23 protein-coding genes are annotated in these 23,279 nt (G+C 44.9%); 3 read left to right on the top strand and 20 right to left on the bottom strand.

The window, feature by feature from the left end; translation table 11 throughout:
• Positions 1-22: 22 nt before the first annotated feature.
• The 19 genes from E7X57_RS02915 to E7X57_RS02825 form a co-directional block, all read right to left on the bottom strand.
• Positions 23-1,789 carry a ribosome biogenesis/translation initiation ATPase RLI gene (locus E7X57_RS02915; protein WP_135610398.1) on the bottom strand — a complete coding sequence of 589 codons (1,767 nt, stop codon included), beginning with the start codon at positions 1,787-1,789 and terminating at the stop codon, positions 23-25.
• A gap of 105 nt (positions 1,790-1,894) precedes the next feature.
• Positions 1,895-2,284 (bottom strand): hypothetical protein, encoded by a 390-nt coding sequence (locus E7X57_RS02910; protein ID WP_135610396.1) that lies wholly within the window; start codon positions 2,282-2,284, stop codon positions 1,895-1,897.
• Positions 2,285-2,384: 100 nt separating this feature from the next.
• Positions 2,385-3,380, bottom strand: coding sequence for an MBL fold metallo-hydrolase (locus E7X57_RS02905; protein WP_135611201.1), 996 nt, complete (start codon positions 3,378-3,380; stop codon positions 2,385-2,387).
• A gap of 137 nt (positions 3,381-3,517) precedes the next feature.
• Positions 3,518-3,787, bottom strand: coding sequence for a co-chaperone YbbN (locus E7X57_RS02900; RefSeq protein ID WP_135610394.1), 270 nt, complete (start codon positions 3,785-3,787; stop codon positions 3,518-3,520).
• 150 nt (positions 3,788-3,937) lie between these two features.
• The gene (gene cofE / locus E7X57_RS02895) at positions 3,938-4,693 is read right to left on the bottom strand and encodes a coenzyme F420-0:L-glutamate ligase (protein ID WP_135611199.1); all 756 of its coding nucleotides are present in this window, start codon (positions 4,691-4,693) and stop codon (positions 3,938-3,940) included.
• A gap of 22 nt (positions 4,694-4,715) precedes the next feature.
• Complete coding sequence (gene thiC, locus E7X57_RS02890; RefSeq protein ID WP_135610393.1) at positions 4,716-5,963, bottom strand: phosphomethylpyrimidine synthase ThiC; 1,248 nt, start codon at positions 5,961-5,963, stop codon at positions 4,716-4,718.
• Between the two features lie 32 nt (positions 5,964-5,995).
• On the bottom strand, positions 5,996-6,877 hold the full coding sequence (locus E7X57_RS02885; RefSeq protein ID WP_135610390.1) for a methylenetetrahydrofolate reductase: 882 nt from the start codon (positions 6,875-6,877) through the stop codon (positions 5,996-5,998).
• Positions 6,878-6,938: 61 nt separating this feature from the next.
• Positions 6,939-7,121: a hypothetical protein gene (locus E7X57_RS02880; RefSeq protein WP_135610388.1), complete on the bottom strand. Its 183-nt coding sequence runs from the start codon at positions 7,119-7,121 to the stop codon at positions 6,939-6,941.
• A gap of 59 nt (positions 7,122-7,180) precedes the next feature.
• Entirely contained in the window at positions 7,181-7,492 is a 312-nt protein-coding gene (locus E7X57_RS02875; protein WP_135603653.1) for a hypothetical protein, read from the bottom strand.
• Between the two features lie 576 nt (positions 7,493-8,068).
• Entirely contained in the window at positions 8,069-8,914 is an 846-nt protein-coding gene (locus E7X57_RS02870) for a hypothetical protein (protein WP_135610386.1), read from the bottom strand.
• 327 nt (positions 8,915-9,241) lie between these two features.
• On the bottom strand, positions 9,242-10,081 hold the full coding sequence (locus E7X57_RS02865; protein ID WP_135610384.1) for a hypothetical protein: 840 nt from the start codon (positions 10,079-10,081) through the stop codon (positions 9,242-9,244).
• A gap of 447 nt (positions 10,082-10,528) precedes the next feature.
• Positions 10,529-11,143 (bottom strand): methylenetetrahydrofolate reductase C-terminal domain-containing protein, encoded by a 615-nt coding sequence (locus E7X57_RS02860; protein WP_135610382.1) that lies wholly within the window; start codon positions 11,141-11,143, stop codon positions 10,529-10,531.
• Between the two features lie 85 nt (positions 11,144-11,228).
• Positions 11,229-12,209 (bottom strand): PGF-CTERM sorting domain-containing protein, encoded by a 981-nt coding sequence (locus tag E7X57_RS02855; RefSeq protein ID WP_135610380.1) that lies wholly within the window; start codon positions 12,207-12,209, stop codon positions 11,229-11,231.
• A gap of 310 nt (positions 12,210-12,519) precedes the next feature.
• A complete protein-coding gene (locus E7X57_RS02850) occupies positions 12,520-13,134 on the bottom strand; it encodes a methylenetetrahydrofolate reductase C-terminal domain-containing protein (protein ID WP_135610378.1) in 615 nt (204 codons plus the stop codon).
• A gap of 2 nt (positions 13,135-13,136) precedes the next feature.
• Positions 13,137-14,363 carry a dihydropteroate synthase gene (gene folP, locus E7X57_RS02845; protein WP_135610376.1) on the bottom strand — a complete coding sequence of 409 codons (1,227 nt, stop codon included), beginning with the start codon at positions 14,361-14,363 and terminating at the stop codon, positions 13,137-13,139.
• A gap of 72 nt (positions 14,364-14,435) precedes the next feature.
• A complete protein-coding gene (locus E7X57_RS02840) occupies positions 14,436-15,296 on the bottom strand; it encodes a bifunctional methylenetetrahydrofolate dehydrogenase/methenyltetrahydrofolate cyclohydrolase (RefSeq protein WP_135610373.1) in 861 nt (286 codons plus the stop codon).
• A 23-nt stretch (positions 15,297-15,319) separates the two neighbouring features.
• Complete coding sequence (gene glyA / locus E7X57_RS02835) at positions 15,320-16,564, bottom strand: serine hydroxymethyltransferase (protein ID WP_135610371.1); 1,245 nt, start codon at positions 16,562-16,564, stop codon at positions 15,320-15,322.
• Between the two features lie 46 nt (positions 16,565-16,610).
• A complete protein-coding gene (purN, locus tag E7X57_RS02830) occupies positions 16,611-17,219 on the bottom strand; it encodes a phosphoribosylglycinamide formyltransferase (protein ID WP_135610369.1) in 609 nt (202 codons plus the stop codon).
• A 122-nt stretch (positions 17,220-17,341) separates the two neighbouring features.
• Positions 17,342-18,313 carry a transcriptional regulator gene (locus E7X57_RS02825; RefSeq protein WP_135610367.1) on the bottom strand — a complete coding sequence of 324 codons (972 nt, stop codon included), beginning with the start codon at positions 18,311-18,313 and terminating at the stop codon, positions 17,342-17,344.
• Between the two features lie 73 nt (positions 18,314-18,386).
• Between E7X57_RS02825 and E7X57_RS02820 the strand changes: the two genes are divergently transcribed.
• Positions 18,387-19,682, top strand: coding sequence for a tRNA(Ile)(2)-agmatinylcytidine synthase (locus E7X57_RS02820; protein WP_135610365.1), 1,296 nt, complete (start codon positions 18,387-18,389; stop codon positions 19,680-19,682).
• Between the two features lie 11 nt (positions 19,683-19,693).
• Here the strand turns inward: E7X57_RS02820 and E7X57_RS02815 are convergent, their stop codons facing one another.
• Complete coding sequence (locus tag E7X57_RS02815) at positions 19,694-20,491, bottom strand: NAD+ synthase (RefSeq protein WP_135611197.1); 798 nt, start codon at positions 20,489-20,491, stop codon at positions 19,694-19,696.
• A 294-nt stretch (positions 20,492-20,785) separates the two neighbouring features.
• Between E7X57_RS02815 and E7X57_RS02810 the strand changes: the two genes are divergently transcribed.
• A complete protein-coding gene (locus tag E7X57_RS02810) occupies positions 20,786-21,718 on the top strand; it encodes a hypothetical protein (RefSeq protein WP_135610363.1) in 933 nt (310 codons plus the stop codon).
• 154 nt (positions 21,719-21,872) lie between these two features.
• Positions 21,873-23,237: an ATPase domain-containing protein gene (locus E7X57_RS02805; protein ID WP_135610360.1), complete on the top strand. Its 1,365-nt coding sequence runs from the start codon at positions 21,873-21,875 to the stop codon at positions 23,235-23,237.
• Positions 23,238-23,279: the final 42 nt, after the last annotated feature.

Below are 23,279 nucleotides of genomic sequence, written 5' to 3'. Positions count from 1 at the left end.
AAAAAATTAGAGGGATGAGCTTTCACTCATCCAGCCTGTAGTAATATTCACCCTCTGCTTTCTGTTCCCTGTCAAGGCGGGAACCCTGCTTGTTAACCCTTGGACGTGCTGTATCCTCATCCCTTCTGAACGTGATATTAAGGTCTGAAAGGAACTTATTCATACCATCCTGCATACTCGATGGACGGTGTGCTTTACCATAAACAGCAGGCGTACCTTCGAAAACGATCAGCCTTTCGCTGAGCATATCGATCATGTATATGTCATGGTCTACCACCAGAGCGGTCTTACCGTTGTTCTCAGCAAACCTCTTGATGGCTTTTGTGGCAAGGGAACGCTGTTCCACATCAAGGTGTGCACTTGGCTCGTCAAGGATGTAAAGGTCGGCATCCCTTGAGAGACATGCAGCAATTGCTACCCTCTGCAGCTCACCACCACTGAGATCACTGAGCATTTTCTCGAAGAGAGGTTCAAGCTGGAGTGGCTTGACAACTTCTGCCTGATAGTAACTTGTATCGAACCTGCGGGTAATGCTCCTCAGGAACATCTGTACCTGCATCGTGTCTTCACCTTTGATATACTGTGGCTTGTAGGAGATGGAAACATCAATGTCCATCTCGCCCTCATCAGGCTCGATCTCCCCTGCAAGAATCTGGACAAAGGTGGATTTACCAATACCATTGGGACCTACGATACCGATAACCTCTCCCTGTTTAAGGGAGCCGGCATCTGTCTCAAGTGAGAAGGTATCGCCGTATTTCTTGGAGAATGCACTGTAATCCACGAGTGATGCAATATCCGTTTCCACGCGTGGAGGATGGACCTCGAAAGTTATGGCATCCGGACGGATACGAACGTTCTCTTCAGGAAGGAAACCCTTGAGGTACTGGTTGATAGCTACACGCACGCCTTTGGGGTGGGTCACTACACCGTACCCGCCAGGCACACCATAGGCTACCTGAACGACATCTGACAGCATATCCAGTATAGCAAGATCGTGTTCCACGACAAGGACTGCCTTTTCGGCTGAAAGCTCCTGTATGAGCTTAGAGGAATTGATACGCTGGTAGATATCCAGATATGGACTGATCTCATCAAAGAAATAGAAGTCAGCATCCCTTGCGGCACAGGCTGCAATGGCAACCCTCTGCAGTTCACCACCACTGAGGTCTCCGATATTGCGGTTGATTATAGGAGCCAGATCGAGCCTTTCAACAAGCTCATCCAGTACACCTCGCTCATCGGTACCTTCCAGAAGATCACGGGTCTTGCCATTGAAAGCTTTCGGGATCATATCCACATATTGTGGTTTTTGGGATACCTTGATCTTGCCATCGATCACATCTTTGAAATAATCATGCATGGCAGTTCCGGAATAGTGCTCCAGAACCTTATCCCAGTCGTTGTTATCGCCACCGAAGTTAGGAACAACAGCTCCTGAAAGTATCTGGACGGAAGTACTTTTACCGATACCGTTAGGTCCAAGGATACCAGTAACCCTGCCTACCTGAGGCGTGGGGAGCCCATAGAGGGCAAATCCATTGGGACCATACCTGTGGGTTGGTTCGGTCAATGCTTCAGGCAGACCGATTATCATAATGGCATCAAAAGGACATTTGTTGATACAGATGCCGCAACCTACACAGAGTTCCTCGGAGATGATGGCCTTGCCGTCCTCTCCAAAGACAATGGTCTCATCGCCGGTCCTGACCCTCGGACAGTATTTTTCACATTCGTGGCTGCATCGCCTTGGCTGGCATCTATCCTTGTTCAATATTGCAATTCGCATGGGACATCACTGAAGTTATTTAATAAAGTGTATAAATTAATCAAACTAATTGAACTGAGCTGAACTGGCTGTGTAAATACAAAAAAAGCAGGATCATGGGCTGTGTCAGTTCAACAACAGCGTCCATGTCACAAGACAGAAGTCAATTACGATGAATTCGACGTAGAACCAATCCTTAAGACCGAACTCCTTCGTATTTATCTTGATAGCAGGATAGATAACACGCTGCGCATAATATGCTAGCACAGCAACGATGACCAATGCCGCATACCAGGGAGTTTCAGTACCTGCACCAAACCTGTAAAAGGCGCCAAATCCTGCGATCATACCAATGAATGCAGCGATAGCGGTCTTGATTATACCCTGTACGTGAGCTGCCTTACGTTCCTCAGGTGTTTTTTCCTTTATCACCGTAGGCTTTGAGACAACAGGAGCGTCAGACTGATCTGCATTATCCTTTGTGCCACCTGACTTCTTTTTGCTTTCTTTTTTCAATTGGCTTCTTCTCCTGGGATAAATATGATTGGGTGTTATAAACATCAGAACATATATAAACGTTTATTCCTGAAGCACAAAAATCATAAAAATTACAAAATCAGAGGAAATCATTGCCAAGAATGTTGTCAACATCCTCAAGGCAAACAGCTCCCCTTCCAATGCTGTTCAGGTAAGAAGCGAATTTACCGGGCCGATCTCCACCCGGATGATACACCAGGGTCATTTCGGGATCGATCCTCTCGACCATATCCACAAGCCCGTTCGCATCCAGATGGTCACTTATTTGAATCGATGGATAATAATAGTCCTGTCTGCCCGTCATCACATATTTGGCCATGTTACGAGGTAGCTTCCCCAGATCCCACGGAGGCACGATGCAAACAGCATCCTCATCAAACTCGCCCAATCCCACAAGTTCCCCGGGTTCATCCAGAAGCCTGTTTGAAAGCATCAGTGATTTTTCTTCCATGGCAATAGGACCATCATGCCCGATCTCACGCAAAAGCTCCACCGCACGCTGCGCTTTTCCAAAAGCATATGCTCCAAAAGCAACCCGGGAGCCGGATTGCAGGGCATCCCTGAAGCCCTCGACATCATCCTCAAAATGACATGAAGGATCGGTATGATCTCCGTAATTTGCCTCGGTGATCAGCAAATCACATTTTGGCAATGCGGAAGGGTCCTTCACATCCCCTGTGACAAGTATCCGCGTCCCGACATCATTAACCCAGTAAAATGCAACTGCTCCTGCAGTATGCCCTGTGGGATATGTCCGTACAGTTGTGCCATTGACCTCTATGAATCCGCACATGTCAACGGTCTTGCCTTTGAACTTGCGATCATGGCGTATCTCAAGCGCTACTGCGGTCTTATCAGTACAGACCGAAAGCTCAGAGAGCATGGCAGACTTGCCGTGGTGATCAGAATGAGCATGAGTTATGAGATAGGCATCCGGTTGAGGTTGTTTTTTCGGGACACGTGTGGAATCAACGGAAAACGTGCAAACCTTCCCATCTTCTGACCTGAACCTTACAGCAAGATGGGGCTTAAAAGTTCCTCGCGAATTCTTCTGGCGGCACGCCAGAACTCCCATATCTATCAACCTATCCAAGTGATACCTCAGTTTACGGGATATGTATCAAGGTATTTACATGTTGTCAGAATGAAGAACTTAAAAAGAATAAAAATGAAGGGAAAAGAGAAATGAATTAATGAAAGAAAAGGAAAAGCTCATACGAGCTTGCCAAGCTCTGAGCGAAGTACATCGACACTTGTCACACCGGTGAAACGTTTGACCTCAGCTCCGTCCTTCTCAATGATAAGAGTAGGAACTGCACTGATCCCATATTTGCCTGCAAGGGCATTGTTCTGGTCAACATCCACCATCTTGAATTCTACCTTGTCGCCCATCTCGCCTTCAAGCTCTTCAAGGATCGGTTTCTGCATCTGGCAAGGTCCGCACCATGTTGCGGTAAAGTCCATTACTACTACATTGCTCATTGATAATCACCTTTGGTTTTGTAAAAGTAAAAAGGGTATTGTATGCTTCACACAAAACCATGTCGTTATTCTATAAATAATTTTGGTCTACGGCAATAAATAAGAAAACATCAATTAGTGCTCCAGATGTAAAAAATAACATCAATCGACTTATTTACGTTTGATATTGCTGTAATACATACACTCCTCAGGAGTGAAAAGTGGCATTTCTTCCGACCCCTTTACCATCTTCACAGGTGCACCACGTATCAGAACGCACGGGATGCATTCATCTGCTTCACCCATCAACAACTGGGAAGCAGAGACCAGATTATCCGCAACCGCCTTGCGAGTTATGTGAAGGGTCTTACCGAAAAGGTCCTTTGAACCTCTTGCATCCTCCACAGGAACGATGCCTGATGTCCCCAGTGCCACACCCACGCACCCAAGGCGCAAAGGCTGTGTCCTGCTGTCCCCGATTATTACCCCGAGATGACAGCAGCAGAACTCCTCCATGCCGGCACGGATCCTGGCTGCACTTTTTTGTGCGTTCTCAGGCAGGAGGACCACATGACCCTCAGGTGCGTTGGAACCGTCTATACCGGCATTCGGGGAAAGGGTTCCCTTTGTGATCGTAAGAGCTGCTCCCGGTACACCGCCGATGATCTCATCGCATTCACAGAGAACAAGCTCCATTTCCCTGGAATCCACACAGTACTTGTGTGCAAGTTCCTCTGCTTCTTTTCCCGGGACGACCGTGGAAAGATCTACCATCCTGCCTTCTGATGTGGCCACTGCAGACTCTGCCAGCACCAGCACATCCCCGTCCTGCAGGAATATCTCATTTTCATTGAGGGAAGAGATTAGCACTTCTACGATATTATCCCCCGGTTTAATCAGGGGAGTGCGTATACCAATGACCTGCATACAAGGAAGTTCAGAACTCAATTCATGCACCGCCGGATAAATAATCGGACATTATCTTGATAGCGCAGTATTCACCGCACATGGAACAGGGACCTGTCTGCGGGCACATCCCTTTTGGTTTATCAGGGTCAAGAGCAAGTTCCATCTGCCCATCCCAGTCGAACTTTGCACGCCTGTCAGCAAGGAGCTTGTCCCTCTCATCCAGACCGTATTTCATTGAATCACCAATATGTGCTGCGATCCTGAAAGCGATGAGTCCTTCCCGGACCTGTTCAGGTGTCGGAAGGGAAAGGTGTTCGGCAGGAGTGATGTAGCAGAGATAATCAGCACCATTTCCGCTGGCAATGCTTGCACCAACCGCACCGGAGATGTGGTCATATCCCATACCAACATCCGTTGGCAGCGGACCGGCCACAAAGAGCGGGAAGTTAGAAAGGGAACGATGTGCCTTGATGTGCTCAGGAATGTCATTTGCCTGAACATGCCCCCCCATGCCCTCGATAATTACCTGCACACCGGCTTCATTTGCCTGCTTTGCAAGCCTTGCGTTTCTCTCGATCTCCATCATCTGCGGGCTATCACAGAGGTCATGGACACAGCCACTTCGCATGGTGTTCCCGAGGGAGAGGACAACATCGTTCTTTTTCAATATTGAAAGAACTTCATCGAAATTCTCAAGATAAGGATTCTCGCAGCCATCCTTGAGCATCAGTACACTGGTAAAGGAACCGCCCTTTGAGACCATTCCCATGATACGACCTGTGCCTTTTAATTTCTCAAGCATCTGCTTTTCCACACAATGAACCACAACAGAGCTTACACCTTCATCCACCTGCTTCCTGAGGTAGGAGATAACATCATCGCCGGTAACATCTTTCATCCCGCATTCCACCACTGCCTGGTAGACCGGTACAGTGGTAATTGGCAGGGTTGTGTTGTCAAAGACCATCTTCCTGATAGCAGAGATATCGCCACCCATTGAGAGGTCTGTGATGGTATCCGCACCATATTTCTCTGCAATCTTGACCTTTTCCAGCTCTGCTTCGGGATCAATGCTTGCAGAAGATGTCCCGAGGTTAACGTTGATCTTCGTAGTCGCGCCTTTGCCGATCGCAACAGGAGGACAGCCTTCACGTACCATCACAACAAGACTTCCGTCAGCAACCCGTGAGAGTACAGTTTCCTCATCGAGGGACTCAACTTTAGCCACATGTTCCATTTCCGGAGTCAGCGTGCCGTTCTTTGCGTATTCTACCTGTGTGGATCTCATGTTATTCTACTCTTAAATATCGTTTTTATAAATTATTGTAAAGAGGAAATTCCTGCCATTTCAAGCAGTTTAGGTGTATTGGAATTGCCCCCGATAGGCATCAGATGGACACCCCTGCACATCTTCCGGAGTTCACGGATGCTCTCTGCGGCTATCTCGAGCCCTTCCTGAACAGGGTCTTCAGCACTTTCCATGCGGGATATCAGTTCATCCCCAACCCTTATCCCAGGAATGTTGGCATTCATAAAATGTGCCATTCCTGCCGAACGCAGCGGGATTATCCCTGCTATTACCGGCACATCAGGATGGGAGAACGATTCCACGAACTCACCAAAACCTTCTACGTCATAGACCGCCTGTGTCTGTATGAACTGTGCACCTGCATCGATTTTCTTCTGAAGCTTTATCATCTGCATCCTGCGTGTGGCATCCGTATTGGAGACCGCACCCACGGTAAATGACGGAGTGCCTGCAAGCTCATTGCCTACCATGTCATGTCCGCCCATCATCCTGGTGATAACTGAGAGAAGCTGCACAGAATCAAGATCATACACCGGCTTTGCACCCACATGGTCGCCTTTGGTGGGATAATCCCCTGTCATAACACAGAGATTCCTTATCCCAAGGACAGATGCCGCCAGTACATCAGACTGCAATGCCAGACGATTGCGATCACGGCAGGTGAACTGCACTATAACCTCATGCCCGGCATCCATCAGTAATTTGCCTACGGCTACCGGACTCATGCGCATTACAGCACGCTGGTTATCCGTGATATTGATAGCATCCACCCATCCCCTGATAAGGTCTGCATCCTCAAGTACCGCCGAGATATCAGTACCCTTCGGAGGTGCCACCTCTGCGGTCACGATGAAGCGGCCTGAATTGAGCGCATCGTTGAAAGTTGATAGCATCGTGGGGTAAATACGTAGGTTTGGTTTTTAAATGCATCGAGACAGTGAGGGAAGTTCGGGTTCAACTTTTCCTTTTGATAAATTCCAGGATGATCGAGGAGAGAAGAAGAAGAACTATAGTTGCCCAGAAAAGGAGCTGACTGAACTCATCTTTTGCCCATAAAAGATAAGCGTTATAGAATGCTACAACAACTGCAGTGATGGCAATAATGCGGGACAGGGTGTTCATTGTTTTTAGATCCATATTACAACACCGTATAACAAACAGAACTCATCATATTAATTTTTTAGCAGCGTGTCCGATTAAGCAAATCCTCTAAAGTAAAATATCAGGTAGAAAAGACATGAGCAGATTGCAATCAGGTTATATTCCACTTTTTTAATTGATGCCAGATATCCGGTCAAGCCTCCTAACATTACCAGAACTCCAAAATAATATACAGCATCTACCCTGTATGAGGCTCCTGAAGAAATGTAAATGGAATAATAAAGCACAATCGGACCTGCGACACCTACTGCAGAACTCAAATACTTGTTCTTTAACGCTAAGCCACATAATATGGCTGCAATTGGAGCTAGTAATCCAATAATGAAAAGCAGGTATGAAGGAAGCATATTATCACCTTTTATTAAAATCACATTTCTACATTTGCAAGAAAAAAATCAAATACTGAACAAAATCCCCATCATTTGCCTCATTAAGCCGTATTTCTTTTAATGGTCTCTTTGATTGAAGCTGCTAACAACGAAAATAGCAAGGAAATAGACAACAGCAACTGACTGGAATTATCGTAATACCATCCCTGATAAGCATTGTAAAATGCAGTCGCTAGAGCTACTATAATGAACAAATTGAAGAAAATACCAAGATTTTTTGTACTCATTGTATTTTCCCCGTTCTCCGATATATTCCTGCATACTCGTAGAGTGTCCCACACAGAAAAGCAAAACTTGAAACTACTAACGATCCGGCAAGATCATCCAATACATAGCGGGGCACCATATATATTCCTACAAAAAAAAGAGAGACTTGAATTAGCGATGCTATTACTTTGTTTCTTTCCATGCTATCACAAAGACCTTAATTGAAGCTTTGTCTCTGCCAATATGATCAATGCCTGAGTTATTATCATCTTATTCTCTTCCGTTTACTGTTTAACCCTGTTATTTAACCCTGTTATTTCACCCTGATTAATCCAGTTTTTCCATTATTTTCACCATGAAAAACGCCAAAACAAGAACACAGATAACTAATATGATCCCCCTGGGAAATATCGGCCATAGCATATCCATATTATAGAGTTTTTCTTCAGAAGGTGAAGGAAATTCCTTGTATGCTTCAGGGAAAACCTGTTTTATGTATTCGCCATAGGTAATGTCAGTACCATACAACTTATTTGCAATCTCGAGCTTATCCTCGGACATTGTGTAGCTTTCAGATGAAACCTGAGCTGAGCTATTGGAAATGGGTTCATCTTCAACAATTGCATTTGCTTCTGCTTTTTCCAGCTCCAGAACTTCATTGTTGTACCATATTTCTGCCTTATCATGAATTCTGGATACCGAACATTCGTCACCGGCAATTCCCACATAGTGACTTGTTATCCCGTCATCATTAATTCTAAAACAGTACGCTACAATGCGTCCTCCTTCCGGAACCAGAGGTACTGAATACATTATAGAACAATATGAAGCTCCATTCTCCGACGTATTCGCATAATAGCTATTGATCACATCGTTTCTTGCTTCATTTAGTTCTGTTAGCGAAATCGAAGCTGAAAAATTACGTACCATATACACATATTTTGTGCCTTCATGTGAACGCACCATCCCATCAGCCGGTACTTCATCGGGTATTTGATAATCCCACGTAATATTACCAAAAATTGCCATTACTTCATCCGGTGTTCTAACTATTCCTTCCTGAGGCTGTTCTTCAATAATCACACAACTTTGTTCTGCATTTTCTTCAATTGCCAATCCGGACCCGATCATGCCGATCACAAACAGCAATCCCAGAAATAGCTTTATTTTCATGCAATAACCTCTTGAACCCATTGATCCGGAAACAAAGACGTACCTATAGGAGTAAACAATAAAATCTGAGATTATACCCTGGCATTTGAATTGGTTGTTCCATCAGGATTTTCCAAATATCACAACGTCTTTGCAATGTCGCATTATGTCCTAAGTGACAAGCAGTATAAATATTTTATATCCATTCCATCAAATTGTTTTTTATTGGTGCCTTTGTACTTCACGATCAACAATTTTTACATTCTTTTTAATTAGTTAGCCAAAAAAGATGCTCAAACAAGAGGGGTATCCTAAGAACAGCATTAACATGTCCATAAGATGTGCAATTCAGAATATACCCAGACTGAGCCATGAATCTTCTGCAACCCAGGTTGTAATGGTGATAAATTTATCAACTACAATATGTGGTTCCCTTCTTGATTCAGAACTTATGAACAGACCTTTACTTTCCCACTTAACTGAATTATAAAATTCGCCAAAAATCTTGCCACTTTGTAACTGTTCTTTAGTTTCAGTAACTGACAACAGAGTGCAATTTGTAAGCACCTCTGAATTTCCCGCAACAAGCACATTGTCGGAACTATCAATGAAAAACAGTCCTTCAATGTGAACATCTTTATTCTTGCCACCTTTGCAACCAATCTGGTCTTCCCAGCTTTCATGGGATATCTCAAGGGCACTTACAGTGAGAGAGGAGGAATTATTTGGATCGGGCAGGGGAATTTCAAGTTCATATAATTCTATTACTGTGCTCTCCATTAGCTTTCCGGTAGCCGAAAATTCTCTTGAGCCAAGTGGTTTCATCTCAAGGGTATTTATTTCCAGAACATTGGCTCTGTCATCAGCTATTATTTCAGTGATGTTTCCCCCTGATCCAATAAGTATAATATTTGCTTCTTCAAACTCGCTTAAACCAATTACATTTTGAGGATCAATACGAAGAGATGTGGAATCAATGACCGAATCGATATAGCCGTTTGAAGCAGAGTAGCTACTCAAAGGAACCGGATATTTATGAAAAGAAGTGTTAAACAATTCTGAAAACTTGAACTCATTACTTGAGTGATAAGGTTCCGCAGGTAAAGTAACCAAAGAAGATATCAGACTGAAGATAATGATCAGGCCTATTGTTATGGCAATTAATTTTTTAGAAGATAGCTCATACATTTTACCAAAACCTGCAGTTTATCTAAAAAATTCCCCAAAAGCAAGATCAGATTGACCTTAAACCGAATTTTAATTCACTTATCATTTGACCTTGAACTTAACATATAGTCCAGTATCAACGTAATATTAGATGATGCCAGCCCTTCTTTTCTCCTGTACCAGACCATGAATGAAACGTGGACAAACGTAACAAAGAAAGCCAGAATGAAGATTGATAAAGCACTTATTGAAATAAGTCCGGCTTCATCTATCACCACCAATGCCAAAAAAGAGAGAGAGCACTGCTATTGTGCGCCACAATTCTTCTTTCAGGATATAATCGATATAGAATCCTCCATAATCTGGTTGAAACAAATTAGAGAGGTGATCAATAATATTTAAAATGTGTGGGAGAAGCAGTAATCTTGCATCAAAATCGTAGGTTACAAGCCATGCCAAAAACAGAACTCACTTCACCAGCCTATCCTTCGCGTCCCGAACCTCATCCAGCAGATCCAGCCGGCCGATCCTCTCAAGGCGCTCGTAGATCAGCTCCCAGGCACAATCCTTCTCAGGATCAACTTCACACTTGCCGTCCATGGAACCACCGCAGGGACCGTTAAGCAATTCCTTGGGACACTGGGCTGTGGGACACACGCCACCGAACTGGGCGATGGTGCATTGGCCGCACATGGCACAGAGATGATGGATGACCTTATCCCCTGCCATGGCGCCCAGGGAATCGGTGTTGTTGGCAGGATAGACATCAACGTCCACAAAGCGTGCGATGTTGGAAGTACCGCTTCCGCATGCCATGACAAGCACTGCGTCGGCATCCTTTATTTTCGGTGCAAGCTCCTCAAGGGCTTCACATGAGCGAACACTGCATGCTGCCTTTGCAACTATTCCACCGATCACGTTTATTCCGGCGTCCTTAAGATTGGATGTCATCTCCACGACCTCAGGCTCCCCTCCCACATGCTGCTTGGCGGCGCATACGCAGCAACCTACGATAAAGACGGATTCCTTGTCTGCAAGCATGTCAAAGATCTCGCTAAAGGGTTTGGAAGATGAGATTATCATTTTGTATCACTGATAACGGTAATTTTTGTGCATAGAGCTTTTCATGAAATCGTGGCCTTGTGTATATGTGACTGAATGTCGGGTTTTATTCATGTCTTTTCGCAAAGAGAGCAGCGCCTATAATACCAACAATCATCAGAATTAGGCCAAATCCAGGAGTTGACTTTTCGTCTTTTGAAGTTTGGTTTTCATCAAATTGAATGGGGGGCTGACAAACAGCATCTGTCGGAATAGTGGATCTCCCCCATTCAAATAGTACCGGAACTTCTTCCATACTCGCTTCCTGTTCAAAATGTTTATTGATTGTCTGATATATTTCATTAATTACTGACTCATTTACTTTTTCAGGCGTATCAGAATTCATGCCCACACTTAGATATCCATTAATACTGACTCCATAACTTACTACGGGACCACCAAATTCAGCAAAAAATGGGTCAAGTTCCCTATCCTTGGTATGACCAAGCAGATCCGTCCATCTTAATTTTTCACTCTTCTCCTTAATTATGGGCATTGTCCCGTAGGCAGCTATAAATGATGAACCGCTTTTAGCTTCTTCAAAGATCTCCGGACCATAATCTGGAAGGGGCATATCTTCCTCATCCTGTGCCCACATAAAGACCACGGGTATGTCGCTGATTCCCTCTTCCTGCTCACATTGTTTATTTATTTTCCTGTAGATTTCATCAATTTTTGACTCATTCATTTTTCCCTTATAAGCAGAACCCAGATGCACTTCCAGCAATTCATCGGCGCAAAAGATGCCTTTTATAGAACTGTCAATTGTATATGAGGGACCCATTTTAGTTATGGAATCATAGCATCTGGTAACCGACTTTTCCCATTCCAGATCAGTTGTTTCGGGAAAATTTCCCCTGCTGGCTATGAACAGTGGATGAATCTTACATTCTTCAAAATAGGAATGAGAGATGTTTGAATCGGCGATCTCACCGGTATTTTCAGAATCATTTAATTTGTCAGCAGCAGCACTTGCAAAAGCTACTGATAACATGGAAACTAATAATACAAGTATCAAAATTTTACCAATTTCTTTTCTCTTTAGCATTTCATGGTCTCCGGCAATCAGTAATATATTGGAATTATTCGACAAATTTAGAATCGCATACGCCAAATAATTTAGCGATACTATTGAATCATCTTTACGATGTTTTATTATGTCCTAGGTGAGAAGCAGTATAAATGTTTTCTATCCATTCCATCAAACTGTTTTCTTTGAGTTCGACGATATGGTCACAAAAATTAGACTTTATTTCTTACAGGAAAACATGGTAGAAATCAGCAGACCTGCCCGACATCCGGCTTTGAAGCCGACCAACAAAAAAGCATTTTCAATTACAGAAAGACCGGGAAAAAACTCACTTCACCAAACGATCCTTCGCATCCCGGACCTCATCCAGCAGATCCAGCCGGCCGATCCTCTCAAGACGCTCGTAAATAAGTTCCCAGGCACAATCCTTCTCAGGATCAACTTCGCACTTGCCGTCCATGGAACCACCACAGGGACCATTAAGCAATTCCTTGGGACACTGGGCTGTGGGACAGACACCGCCGAACTCGGCGATCGTGCATTGCCCGCACATGGCACATAAATGATGTATGACCTTATCCCCTGTCATAGCACCCAGGGATTCGGTGTTGTTGGCAGGATAGACATCAACATCAACAAAGCGTGCAATGTTGGAAGTACCACTTCCACATGCCATGACCAGCACTGCATCAGCATCCTTTATTTTAGGTGCAAGTTCCTCAAGGTATTCAAGTGAGCGAACACTACATGCTGCTTTTGCAACGATTCCACCGATCACGTTCACTCCGGCGTCCTTAAGATTGGATTTCATCTCCTCTACCTCCGGCTCCCCACCCACATGCTGCTTGGCAGCGCATACACTGCAACCTACAATAAAAACGGACTCTTTGTCCATCAGCATGTCAAGGACCTCGCTAAAGGGTTTGGAAGATGAAATTATCATGATTACCTCAGATAGCAGTATTCCACATCAGATTCCTGTTTCAGTGCGTCTTTGATCATCTTTGATATCAACGGAAGGTTCCTTGCCTGGCATTCGAGCTTATCGGCAAGTTTCCTGACCTGGAGCAATGTACCCATTACAATGACATCGGTCTTCTCGGTCTCATGGGAGACAGCATCACGTTCAAGCGCTGCATCCCCGCCGCGTGCCAGGATCTCCTGCTTTATGATTAGGGCCTCGGTTGTGGTGATGTTACTGATGCGCAGTACACGATTCACGGTCTTGCCTTTCATGATAATGGAACCCGTACCGGTAACACCGATGTTTCGCATTGCAAGAGCTGCATCGTCGGGATTTGCGATGTCCAGCACACTGACCTCGAAGCCGTTTTCCTCAACCACCGGCTGCCTGCTGCGTATGGCGCCTGCGATCTGCACCACATCGAGTGTCTCTGCCACGTCGTGAGTGCGGATTATGTGTGCACCCTTCTGGACAACGATCGCTGCTGCTGCCAGACTGCCGTACAGGCGCTCAGTTGCGGGTTTATTGAGCAGGTCACCGATGAACGACTTGCGGGAGATGGCTGCAAGGAGCGGTTTTTCGAATACTTTCAGACGCTCGAACTGGTCGATGGTCTCAAGGTCATACATAGGAAGTTTTTCCGGCACCCATTTACCGATGGCGGGGTCCAGAATAAGCTGGTCAGTATCAATTCCACGTTCTTCTGAACGCACGAGGATGTCGTCAAGGGAACGCATAATGGCATCCATACCTAACGGATCGCCTGGCAGTTTTCCCGCTGCCATCACAACTGCCGGACAGCCGTGGTCAGCAACCACGTCCAGCATGCCGCCATCTGTTGCAAATCCTGCAACATCGTTGACAACGTCAGCACCTTTTTCCAGCGCCTTCTCCGCAATGTCCGAGAACACAGTGTCCACGGAGATAACAGCATCCAGATTGTCCTTAAGGATCTCCAGTGCAGGCAAAAGGCGGTTGCATTCCTCCTGCTTTGTGATAGGATCGGCCAGCGGCCAGGTTGAACGGGCACCAAGGTCAATGATAGTAGCTCCATCGCCAACCATCTTGTAAGCAACATCAAGAACGGAATCTGCGTCGACCACAGACCCCTTGTAAAAAGATTCACGGCTCAGGTTTATAACACCCATTAAGCGTACAGGGTGCTCATCACCAACTTTCAAGCCACATATGTCAACGTCAACAACCATTGTATAACCAGTGATTATGAGTTTTCATTAATTAAATATAATACGATTGAAAAGAAAAAGTGCAGACTGCCTTTAAGCAGTCTTCTGTGCTGCCATCAGGACATGCTGCATGAGTATGGAAATGGTCACAGGACCAACTCCGCCTGGAACCGGAGTTACCAGAGCAGCTTTCTTGATGACATTCTCAAAGTCAACGTCTCCGTAGACCTTACCGTTCTCTTCCGTGATACCAACATCAAAGATCACAGCGCCTTCCTTTACCATGTCTTCCTTGATGAGATGTTTCACACCTGTGGCAACCACAAGGATGTCTGCTTCTTTCGTGAACTTTGAGGTATCCTCAGTGAACACATGGCACACAGAAACAGTAGCGTTCCTGTTCACAAGCATTGCTGCCATGGGCTTTCCCACGACGTTGCTGTGACCAACGATCACCGCATGCTTGCCCTGTATGTCAATGTTGTATTCCTCAAGTGCACGAATGACACCCTTTGGAGTGCATGGCACAAGTTCCTCGATGCCAATGAGAAGCTGGCCCATGTTGAAGGGGTGGAAACCATCCGCATCCTTTGCAGGATCAATGGCATTCATTGCTTCCTGCTCATTGAGATGTCGGGGAAGCGGAAGCTGCAGGAGAATACCATGGATATCCTCCCTTGCGTTCAGTGTACTGATAAGGTCAAGAAGTTCTTCCTGTGTCGTGGACTCAGGAAGCGGATGATCCTCTGCATAAACGCCTACGCGGTCACATGCTTTGTGTTTTAACCTCACATACATCTTTGATGCAGGGTCATCGCCAACAAGAATTGTGGCCAGCCCGGGAGTTATTCCTTTTTCGCTTTTGAGCTTTTCAACTCCGGTCTTAACCTCTGCTTCCACTTTCTTTGCGACAGCTCTTCCATCAATGATCTTGGTCTGGTCCTCGTCAGGCATTAAAGGTCACCTTCTAATTACGTTTATTTCAAGTGCTCGTATATTGGGAAACGGCTGCAGAGTTCCTGTGCATCCGCATTGACTGCTTCAAGAACCTTGTCGTCATCCTTGTTGTTGAGAATGGTCTCGAAGAAGTCAGCGATCTCTACCATCTCAGCTTCCTTCATTCCACGGGTTGTTGAAGCAGGGGTTCCTGCCCTCAGTCCGCTGGTGATGAATGGACCTCTGGTCTCGAATGGAATTGTGTTCTTGTTGATCACAATACCTGCCTTGCTCATGACGACCTCTGCATCCTTTCCGGTAATGTCGTACTTGTTGAGGTTCAAAAGCATGAGGTGGTTGTCGGTACCTTCGGAAACGATATCGAAGCCTCTTTCCTGGAGTGCTGCACAAAGTGCCTTTGCATTCTTTATGGTCTGTTCCTGGTCCTTCTTGAAAGCCTCGCCCTGTGCTTCCTTGAATGCAACTGCCTTTGCAGCGATGATGTGCATAAGGGGGCCGCCCTGGATTCCCGGGAATACGGACTTATTAATCGCCTTTGCGTACTCTTCCTTGCACATTACCATTCCGCCCCTTGGACCCCGAAGGGTCTTGTGTGTGGTGGTTGTTACAAAATCAGCATATGGGAACGGATTTGGATGAACACCGGCAGCGATCAGACCTGCAATATGTGCAACATCTGCAAGCAGGTATGCTCCAACCTCGTCTGCAATGTCCCTGAATGCTTTGAAATCGATTGTCCTGGAGTATGCGGAAGCTCCTACAACGATCATCTGTGGCTTCTCTTTCTTTGCCATCTCCATAAGTGCATCGTAGTCAAGCATCTCGGTCTCCTGAGAAACACCGTATGGGACGATGTCATAGAGCTGACCGGAAAAGCTTACAGGACTTCCGTGGGAGAGATGACCACCGTGGGAGAGGTCCATTGACATGATCTTGTCGCCTGGCTTGAGCACGGAGAAATAAACGGCCATATTTGCGCCTGAGCCGGAATGTGGCTGGACGTTAACATGTTCTGCACCGAAGATGTCCTTTGCTCTCTCGATAGCAAGGGTCTCTGCAATATCAACGAATTCACAGCCGCCATAGTAGCGCTTTCCGGAGTAACCTTCTGCGTACTTGTTGGTCATAATGCAGCCCTGTGCTTCCATGACCGCACGGCTTGTGTAGTTCTCTGAAGCAATAAGGTTCAGCTTGTAATCCTGGCGCTTTGCCTCCAATTCCAATGCATTGGCAATTTCTGGGTCGATATCTGAGATATAAGACATAGTTTATCGTTCCTTTGATAGCTATCGTTTTAAATTGATCAATTGATTATAAGATAGATACGATCCTACCTTCCACCTTCAATCTGTCCTCAGCGAACAGTTTTACAGCCTCAGGGTAGATCTTATGCTCCTGTTCCAGGATGCGGTCTGCAAGAGTGTCCTCGGTGTCCCCCTCAAGCACGGGAACACATCTCTGGAGGATGATCGGTCCGGTATCCATTCCTTCGTCAACGAAATGCACTGTGCAGCCGGCGACCTTAACGCCGTAATCAAATGCCTGTTTCTGTGCATGCAGTCCCATGAAGGATGGTAAAAGTGCGGGATGGATGTTCATCATACGGTTCTTATAAGCTTCTATTACATCCCTGCCAATGATACGCATATATCCTGCAAGGAGAACCAGCTGTATATCATATTTCGCAAGCGTCCTAAGAACCTCTTTTTCATATCCCTTCTTTCCACCAAAAGCCGAAGGATCTATGAATACCGCATCAATACCTTGATCGTTAGCCCTCTCAAGTGCGTAGGCATCCCCTTTATCACTGACAACAACTTTGATAGCAGCATCCGGAATATAGCCATTTTCAATATTATCAATGATAGACTGCAGGTTCGAACCGCGTCCAGAGACAAGAACTGCAATATTGAGAGTCATTGCTCACCCATACGAGATTGCTATATATTAGAGTTTTGGGATTATATAGGCAGAAAATTTCAGGATCACGTTTTTTTCAGAAAAAACTAAAAAACAATTTAAGGATGAAAAAGTGCGTCCGATCAGTTTTCCTTTCTGTGCCTTGCCCTCTCATTGATAAGGGTTTCAAGGTCGTCTGCATCGGATAATGAATTAAGTTCATCCCTCTCGATAAGCACAGTGTTCTCCACTGACTCATACCTGCTCTTACCTTCCACAATAAAAACAGATTGTGTCTGGATAACATCCGATATACTGCTCATGAGGTGGGCTCGCTTTAGCATTGCATTGCTGTACTCGCTCACTCCCGTAAGGAAAGTACTGGAATAGTCCTTGGACACCGCCTTAAATGGTGCCTGGTTCGTTGAAAGGACATCATAGCCCAGTGTATAGATAAAGTTCAGGATATTGTCATTTGGAGGAGTGGACCTCTCTGGCTCTTCTTCCTTGGTACTTGCAGGTTCCAGGTCTTTCTCAAAGCTGCGCAGGATGTCAATGGATTTTGCAAGCGCAACATCAAGTATTTCCTCAAGATGTAATACGATGTCAATTGAAGCATCCATCTGCCCTTCTTCATATTTACTGATAGTACGACGTGACACTCCAAGCTCGGATGCAAGTGCTCCCAGTGACATTGAGATGTCCATTCTTGCATTCTTAAGCACATCACCGTCTATGGACACATACAGCCCGCCGGGTGCTGCGGATACAAGCGGAGGAACACTCTCTACAAAATAGTCAGAAAGTGTCTGGACATTCACCGCAGGTATATCGTATCTCATATACACTACGCTATCCTCAAGCATCTGGTCACGGGTCTTTGCACCCACCAGTATCGGATAACCACCAAGATACTCTGCCAGAGCTATCATTTCCCGGGCAGTTTCTTCGTTCAGACCGTCAATGTTGTATAAGACCTTACAGAATAGGAGCGTATTATCCTGACGTGCAGCGAGATCAAAGCTCCGAGGCCTGATATTGCATCGATTTGAAACTGTGAAATCAGCGCGTTCCAATACCTCAATGATCTGATGTATCAGAATATCCTTAGTCATGACGATAAATCATTGTTTGCACATCTATATAAAGGTATTTGTTAGTATATAAACGAACACGGAACAAGAGAACATGATCATAGCTATAGATGATACCGATTCCAGAGAGGGAATGTGCACTACATACCTGTGTGCAATGCTAATGGATGAGCTGAAAGAGTACGGCGATATCATAGACAGCCCGATACTCATACGCCTCAATCCGACAATACCCTACAAGACTCGTGGAAATGCATCTACAGCTTTTGAAATTGATACCAACGAACCGGAAAAGGTCATGGAACATGTGATCTTACGGGTTGAAGAGCTGGCAGAACTACAAAGCGAAATGACAAACCCGGGAATCGTGTTCATACCCGATGGTGAACAGGGAAGAGTAAAGGAAGCACTCGGGAACTTCTTCATGCAGGCCGTACGCGAGGTACTGGAAATCGAGGATGCAAAGAACCTTATTTCAGAACTTGGCCTGCCATCAAAGGGATTGAAAAATGGAAGAGGCCTTATCGGTGCCCTTGCTGCCTGTGGTGCTATGCTCAATCCCGGCTGGGATCACACTTACGAATACCTTGCATACAGGGAAAAGGATGCATGGGGAACGCCAAGAGAGGTCAATGAGGAAAGTGTAAGAAAAGCAGATCTGGAAACATACCCGGATACGTGGGACACTGTGGACTGTGCTAACGACCTTGTGGTCTGCATACCGCATGCAGGAGACCCTGTGCTTTTCGGCATCCGTGGCAACAGCATTGATGTGGTCACAAGAACCTCACAGATGATAAGCTCCGAACCTGTAGAACGTCATATGGTCTACCGGACAGACCAGGGAACAGACCTTCATCTTATACCTGTAGAAAAGATCGCGGATATCAGGGATCTGCATTCCTACACAATCGAAGTGACAGTGGCAACTGATCCACAGACGATCCGGGGAGGACATACTATTTTTTCCATCCGGGATGACTCAGGAGATGAGATGGACTGTGCTGCTTATGAGCCTACCAAGAACTTCAGGGAACTTGCCCGTAAGTTCATCCCAGGAGACAGGATCATCTTCTCAGGTAGTGTCAAGAACAATACGCTGAACATCGAAAAAATAAAGATAATATCCCTTGCAGAAAAATACGAGACTGTTAACCCTTCATGTCCGGAATGTGGAAAGAATATGAAATCCGCAGGCAAGGGACAGGGCTATCGCTGCAAGAAGTGTGGAACATCTGCAGATTCAGCTGAACTTGTGAAAGTGGAAAGAGACCTTGAGACCGGTACATATGAGGTCCCTCCATGTGCACGCAGACATCTGGCAATGCCCCTTGTGCGTTGTATGAAAGAAAAAGAGGAAGAACACGGGAACATATTCCCGTCAAGGTAATCTTTCAGTTTTCAGTCTTCCCGAAGCTCATCGAGATCAGCTATCGGAGGAGTTGCCCTTTTATGCATGTTGACCCTTAAACGCCTCATCAGTGAACTTATGTCTTCCATAGGAACTCTAAGCCTTGTACTCACACGTTCCTGCCCTTCACCTGCAAGTATAGGTTCCAGTACCTTGTCAATGGTCTCATAGGGAACACCCAGGTCATCTTCATCGGTCTGACCTTCCCAGAGTCCAGCAGAAGGTGCTTTGTTGAGTATGCTTTCAGGCAGGCCAAGCATTTTTGACATTTCCCTGACCTCGGTCTTATACAGGTCACCGATCGGTTCAAGGTCAACACCACCATCACCGTATTTTGTGAAGTATCCCAGAAGGATCTCGGTCTTGTTACCCGTGCCCATCACAGCCCTGCCAAGCATATTGGCATAGTAGTAAAGTACAGACATCCTTATCCTTGCTTTCAGGTTCCCGTCGACAGGAGCTGTGGCTTCAGAGATGTCAGGCATTATACTCTTGTAAGAACCAAGGATATCAGAGATATTTATCACCTTGAGGTCGATACCCAGTCTCTCCGCAACCTCTTTTGCATCATTTACTTCGGATTTGGGAGTAGTATTCTCCGGCATATGGATACCCAGTACATTCTCAGCACCCAGAGATTCAACAGCAAGATATGCCACAAGTGCTGAATCAATGCCACCGCTGATTCCAACAACTGCTCCGGGTATTCCTGCTTCACCCAGCTTCTTCCCGATAAAATCCACAATAATGTCCTTCGCTTTTTCCATATCCATGCTATCAAGTTCCATTTGATGATCTAATAGGAGTACTATTATGAACAGCTCCATATTTAGATTTCATGTTCAGATACGACTGATATAGGCCTTGACCATAAAGTCCCCCACTTTAAAGTAAAATGACTGACTGCAGTCAAAGAATGTAGTTTATAGTCAAACGACAACTCGGAATAGTACTTCTTATAGGTAATCTAATAATTTCATCTTTTACAAAGCAATTAAATTGTATGACTATATTTAGAAATATTATATGTATCTAAATTTATATGCATTGTTGGGAGTGTTATCACGCTAAGAAAAGATCTTTTGAGAATAGTAGGAATTGTAATTTTATGTGCAAGTACAATATTTGTATTGAATTACCTTTCAGAAGACACCTTACAGCCAAAAGAATTCAAGCCAACTCCTGAAAATACATCCGATCAAACTCAAAATAACACTTCATATATGGAATTCCAAAACGAATTGGCTTCAACAACAGAATTAATTACTGTTCCTATTGGAGGATTCCATACAAATTTCATTCGTCTAAAGCCCGGGGAGCTAGATGTTACCAATTATACGCTTTATTCCAGAAATAGTGGACCTGGAGAAGTCAGCTATAATATATATCGAGTAAAAAAAGTGTATGAAACCGAAGATATAGGGATGGCAGATGGTTTAAGCGTCAGTATAGAGCCTTCCGGATATATTGCACAACCTCATGATAATTATACTTCAAAACTCATAATCAATACAACTCCGGAACTCGCATTCCATGGTGCCGGAACTGAATACACATTATATATACAAGCGAATTTTGAAGGTGAAAGTCGAAGCAGAAGCAACGATTGGGTAAGAGTTTTAGTGGAAGGTGAAGAAACTGTACCAGGCGCTTCAGGATTTTATCAGCCATATCTGACTCTTCAGAATGAGTCAATAACATTGGAAGCTGGACAAAACGGGGAAACTTATTGTACATACCATACAGGAGGAATGGGAATTAGAGATATTTCCTACGATGTCCACAGAACAACAGACAAAAGCGACGCATTGCCAATACCAGCAGGTTTAACCGTTAATATAGAACCTTCCAATTTTATAGCCAAAAATTTTGAAAATTACACCTCACACATTACTGTAAAGACAAGTCCAGATCTACCTTCAGGTGAATATATTCTAAATATAGAGATACTATCTAATGGAAGAACAACAGAAGATGTATCATTCACAGTTAATGTAAGTGAGAATGTAATGTGAAATAATTCGCAAATAAAAATTATTACAGAACCATTTATGGTCAAGTGAGAAAGGTTGTAGTCAGATGGACTTCATGGTCAATTCCCTGTATATAACATAACCTTTAATACAGTGGTCACAGAAATTGTTTTAAATATATATTGTAGGTGCTATAATGAATCTGATGCGATCTGAGATATTGGGGCTTGATAAGATCCTGAAAGGTGGATTCCCAAAACCTTCTGCTATACTGATAGCAGGTCCTGCGGGTTCTGGCAAGACCACAATTGCAATGCAGTCGATCTTCACGGCCTCCGAGAAAAAAGAAGTATGTATGTATGTTACTTCATTGAACGAGCCTATTGCAATGGTCAACAACTTCATGTCAAAGCTCAGTTTTTACAATATTTCCCTGCTTTCCACCGGTAATATGAACTACATACCTATCGGCACCGAAACACTTGACAAAGGAATCTATTCTTTCATGTGGAACCTTGAGGAATCCATCGAGAAAATAAAGCCCGATCGAATTGTCATTGACCCTATAACAGCTATTGGCAGCACGCTTGATAAGGAAGCGAAACGCAGGTTCTATTATGACCTGTTCCTGCGCATGAAAAAATGGGACGCCCTGGTAATCGCCACCGGAGAGTTCACAAAAGAAGAACTTATGACAAGCGACCTGAGCCATGTTTCCGATGGTGTCATTTACCTTTCTGATGATGAAGTCAACAAACGCCGGGTGCGCCATCTTGAGATACTTAAACTGAGAGGTCAGGGGTACAGGACCGGCAAACATCCATTTACAATAACAGATGAAGGAGTGATACTCCACAAACAGGAACTGCCTGAACCTGATATACCATATTCAACCACCCGTGTTTCAACAGGTGTTTCCGGGCTTGACAATATGACAGAAGGAGGGATTTTCAAAGGTTCCACAATGCTCATATCCGGAAGCTGTGGTGCCGGCAAGACCACAATCGGAACCCAGTTCATTGCAGAAGGGGCAAGCTCCGGTGAAAAAGGCATGATCGTGTCTTTTGTCGAATCCGATAAGCAGACGATCAACAATGCGAGGTCTATCGGGCATGACATCAGCACCCATATTGCATCCGGACTCGTCAAGGTCCTTTACACCAACCCTTACGATCTTGAAGCTGGAGAACACGCTATCAAACTCCGTTCAATGATAAAGGAAATGGGAATCAAACGTATTTTTGTGGACGATATTCATGTATTCAACGACCTGATGACACCTTTTGATGCGAAGGACCATATCAAACTCCTTGCAGATATATTCAGATCTAACGGCATCACAGCAATGTTTGCACAAAGAACGGATGTGAACGAAACGATACGGGATGTCAATGACTATGGAATGGATTCCTCTGTCCTGCTTTCGCTGAGAGAAGAAGAAGCACATACCGAAAAGACGATTTCCGTACTCAAAATGCGTGGAAGTGCACACGATACCGGTATCCGGCAATTCGAGGTCAGAAGTTCCGGAGTTGACATCATATTGCCATCCTCCCAGTGAAGTGGGGAGGATGCATAGTTATAAGCCTGATGAGAAATATCA

Origin of the sequence: Methanococcoides sp. AM1 (assembly GCF_900774055.1) — an archaeon.
Classification (GTDB): Archaea; Halobacteriota; Methanosarcinia; order Methanosarcinales; family Methanosarcinaceae; genus Methanococcoides.
Note: the sequence above shows the minus strand (reverse complement) of the source record. Positions and strands in the feature narration are given on the sequence as shown.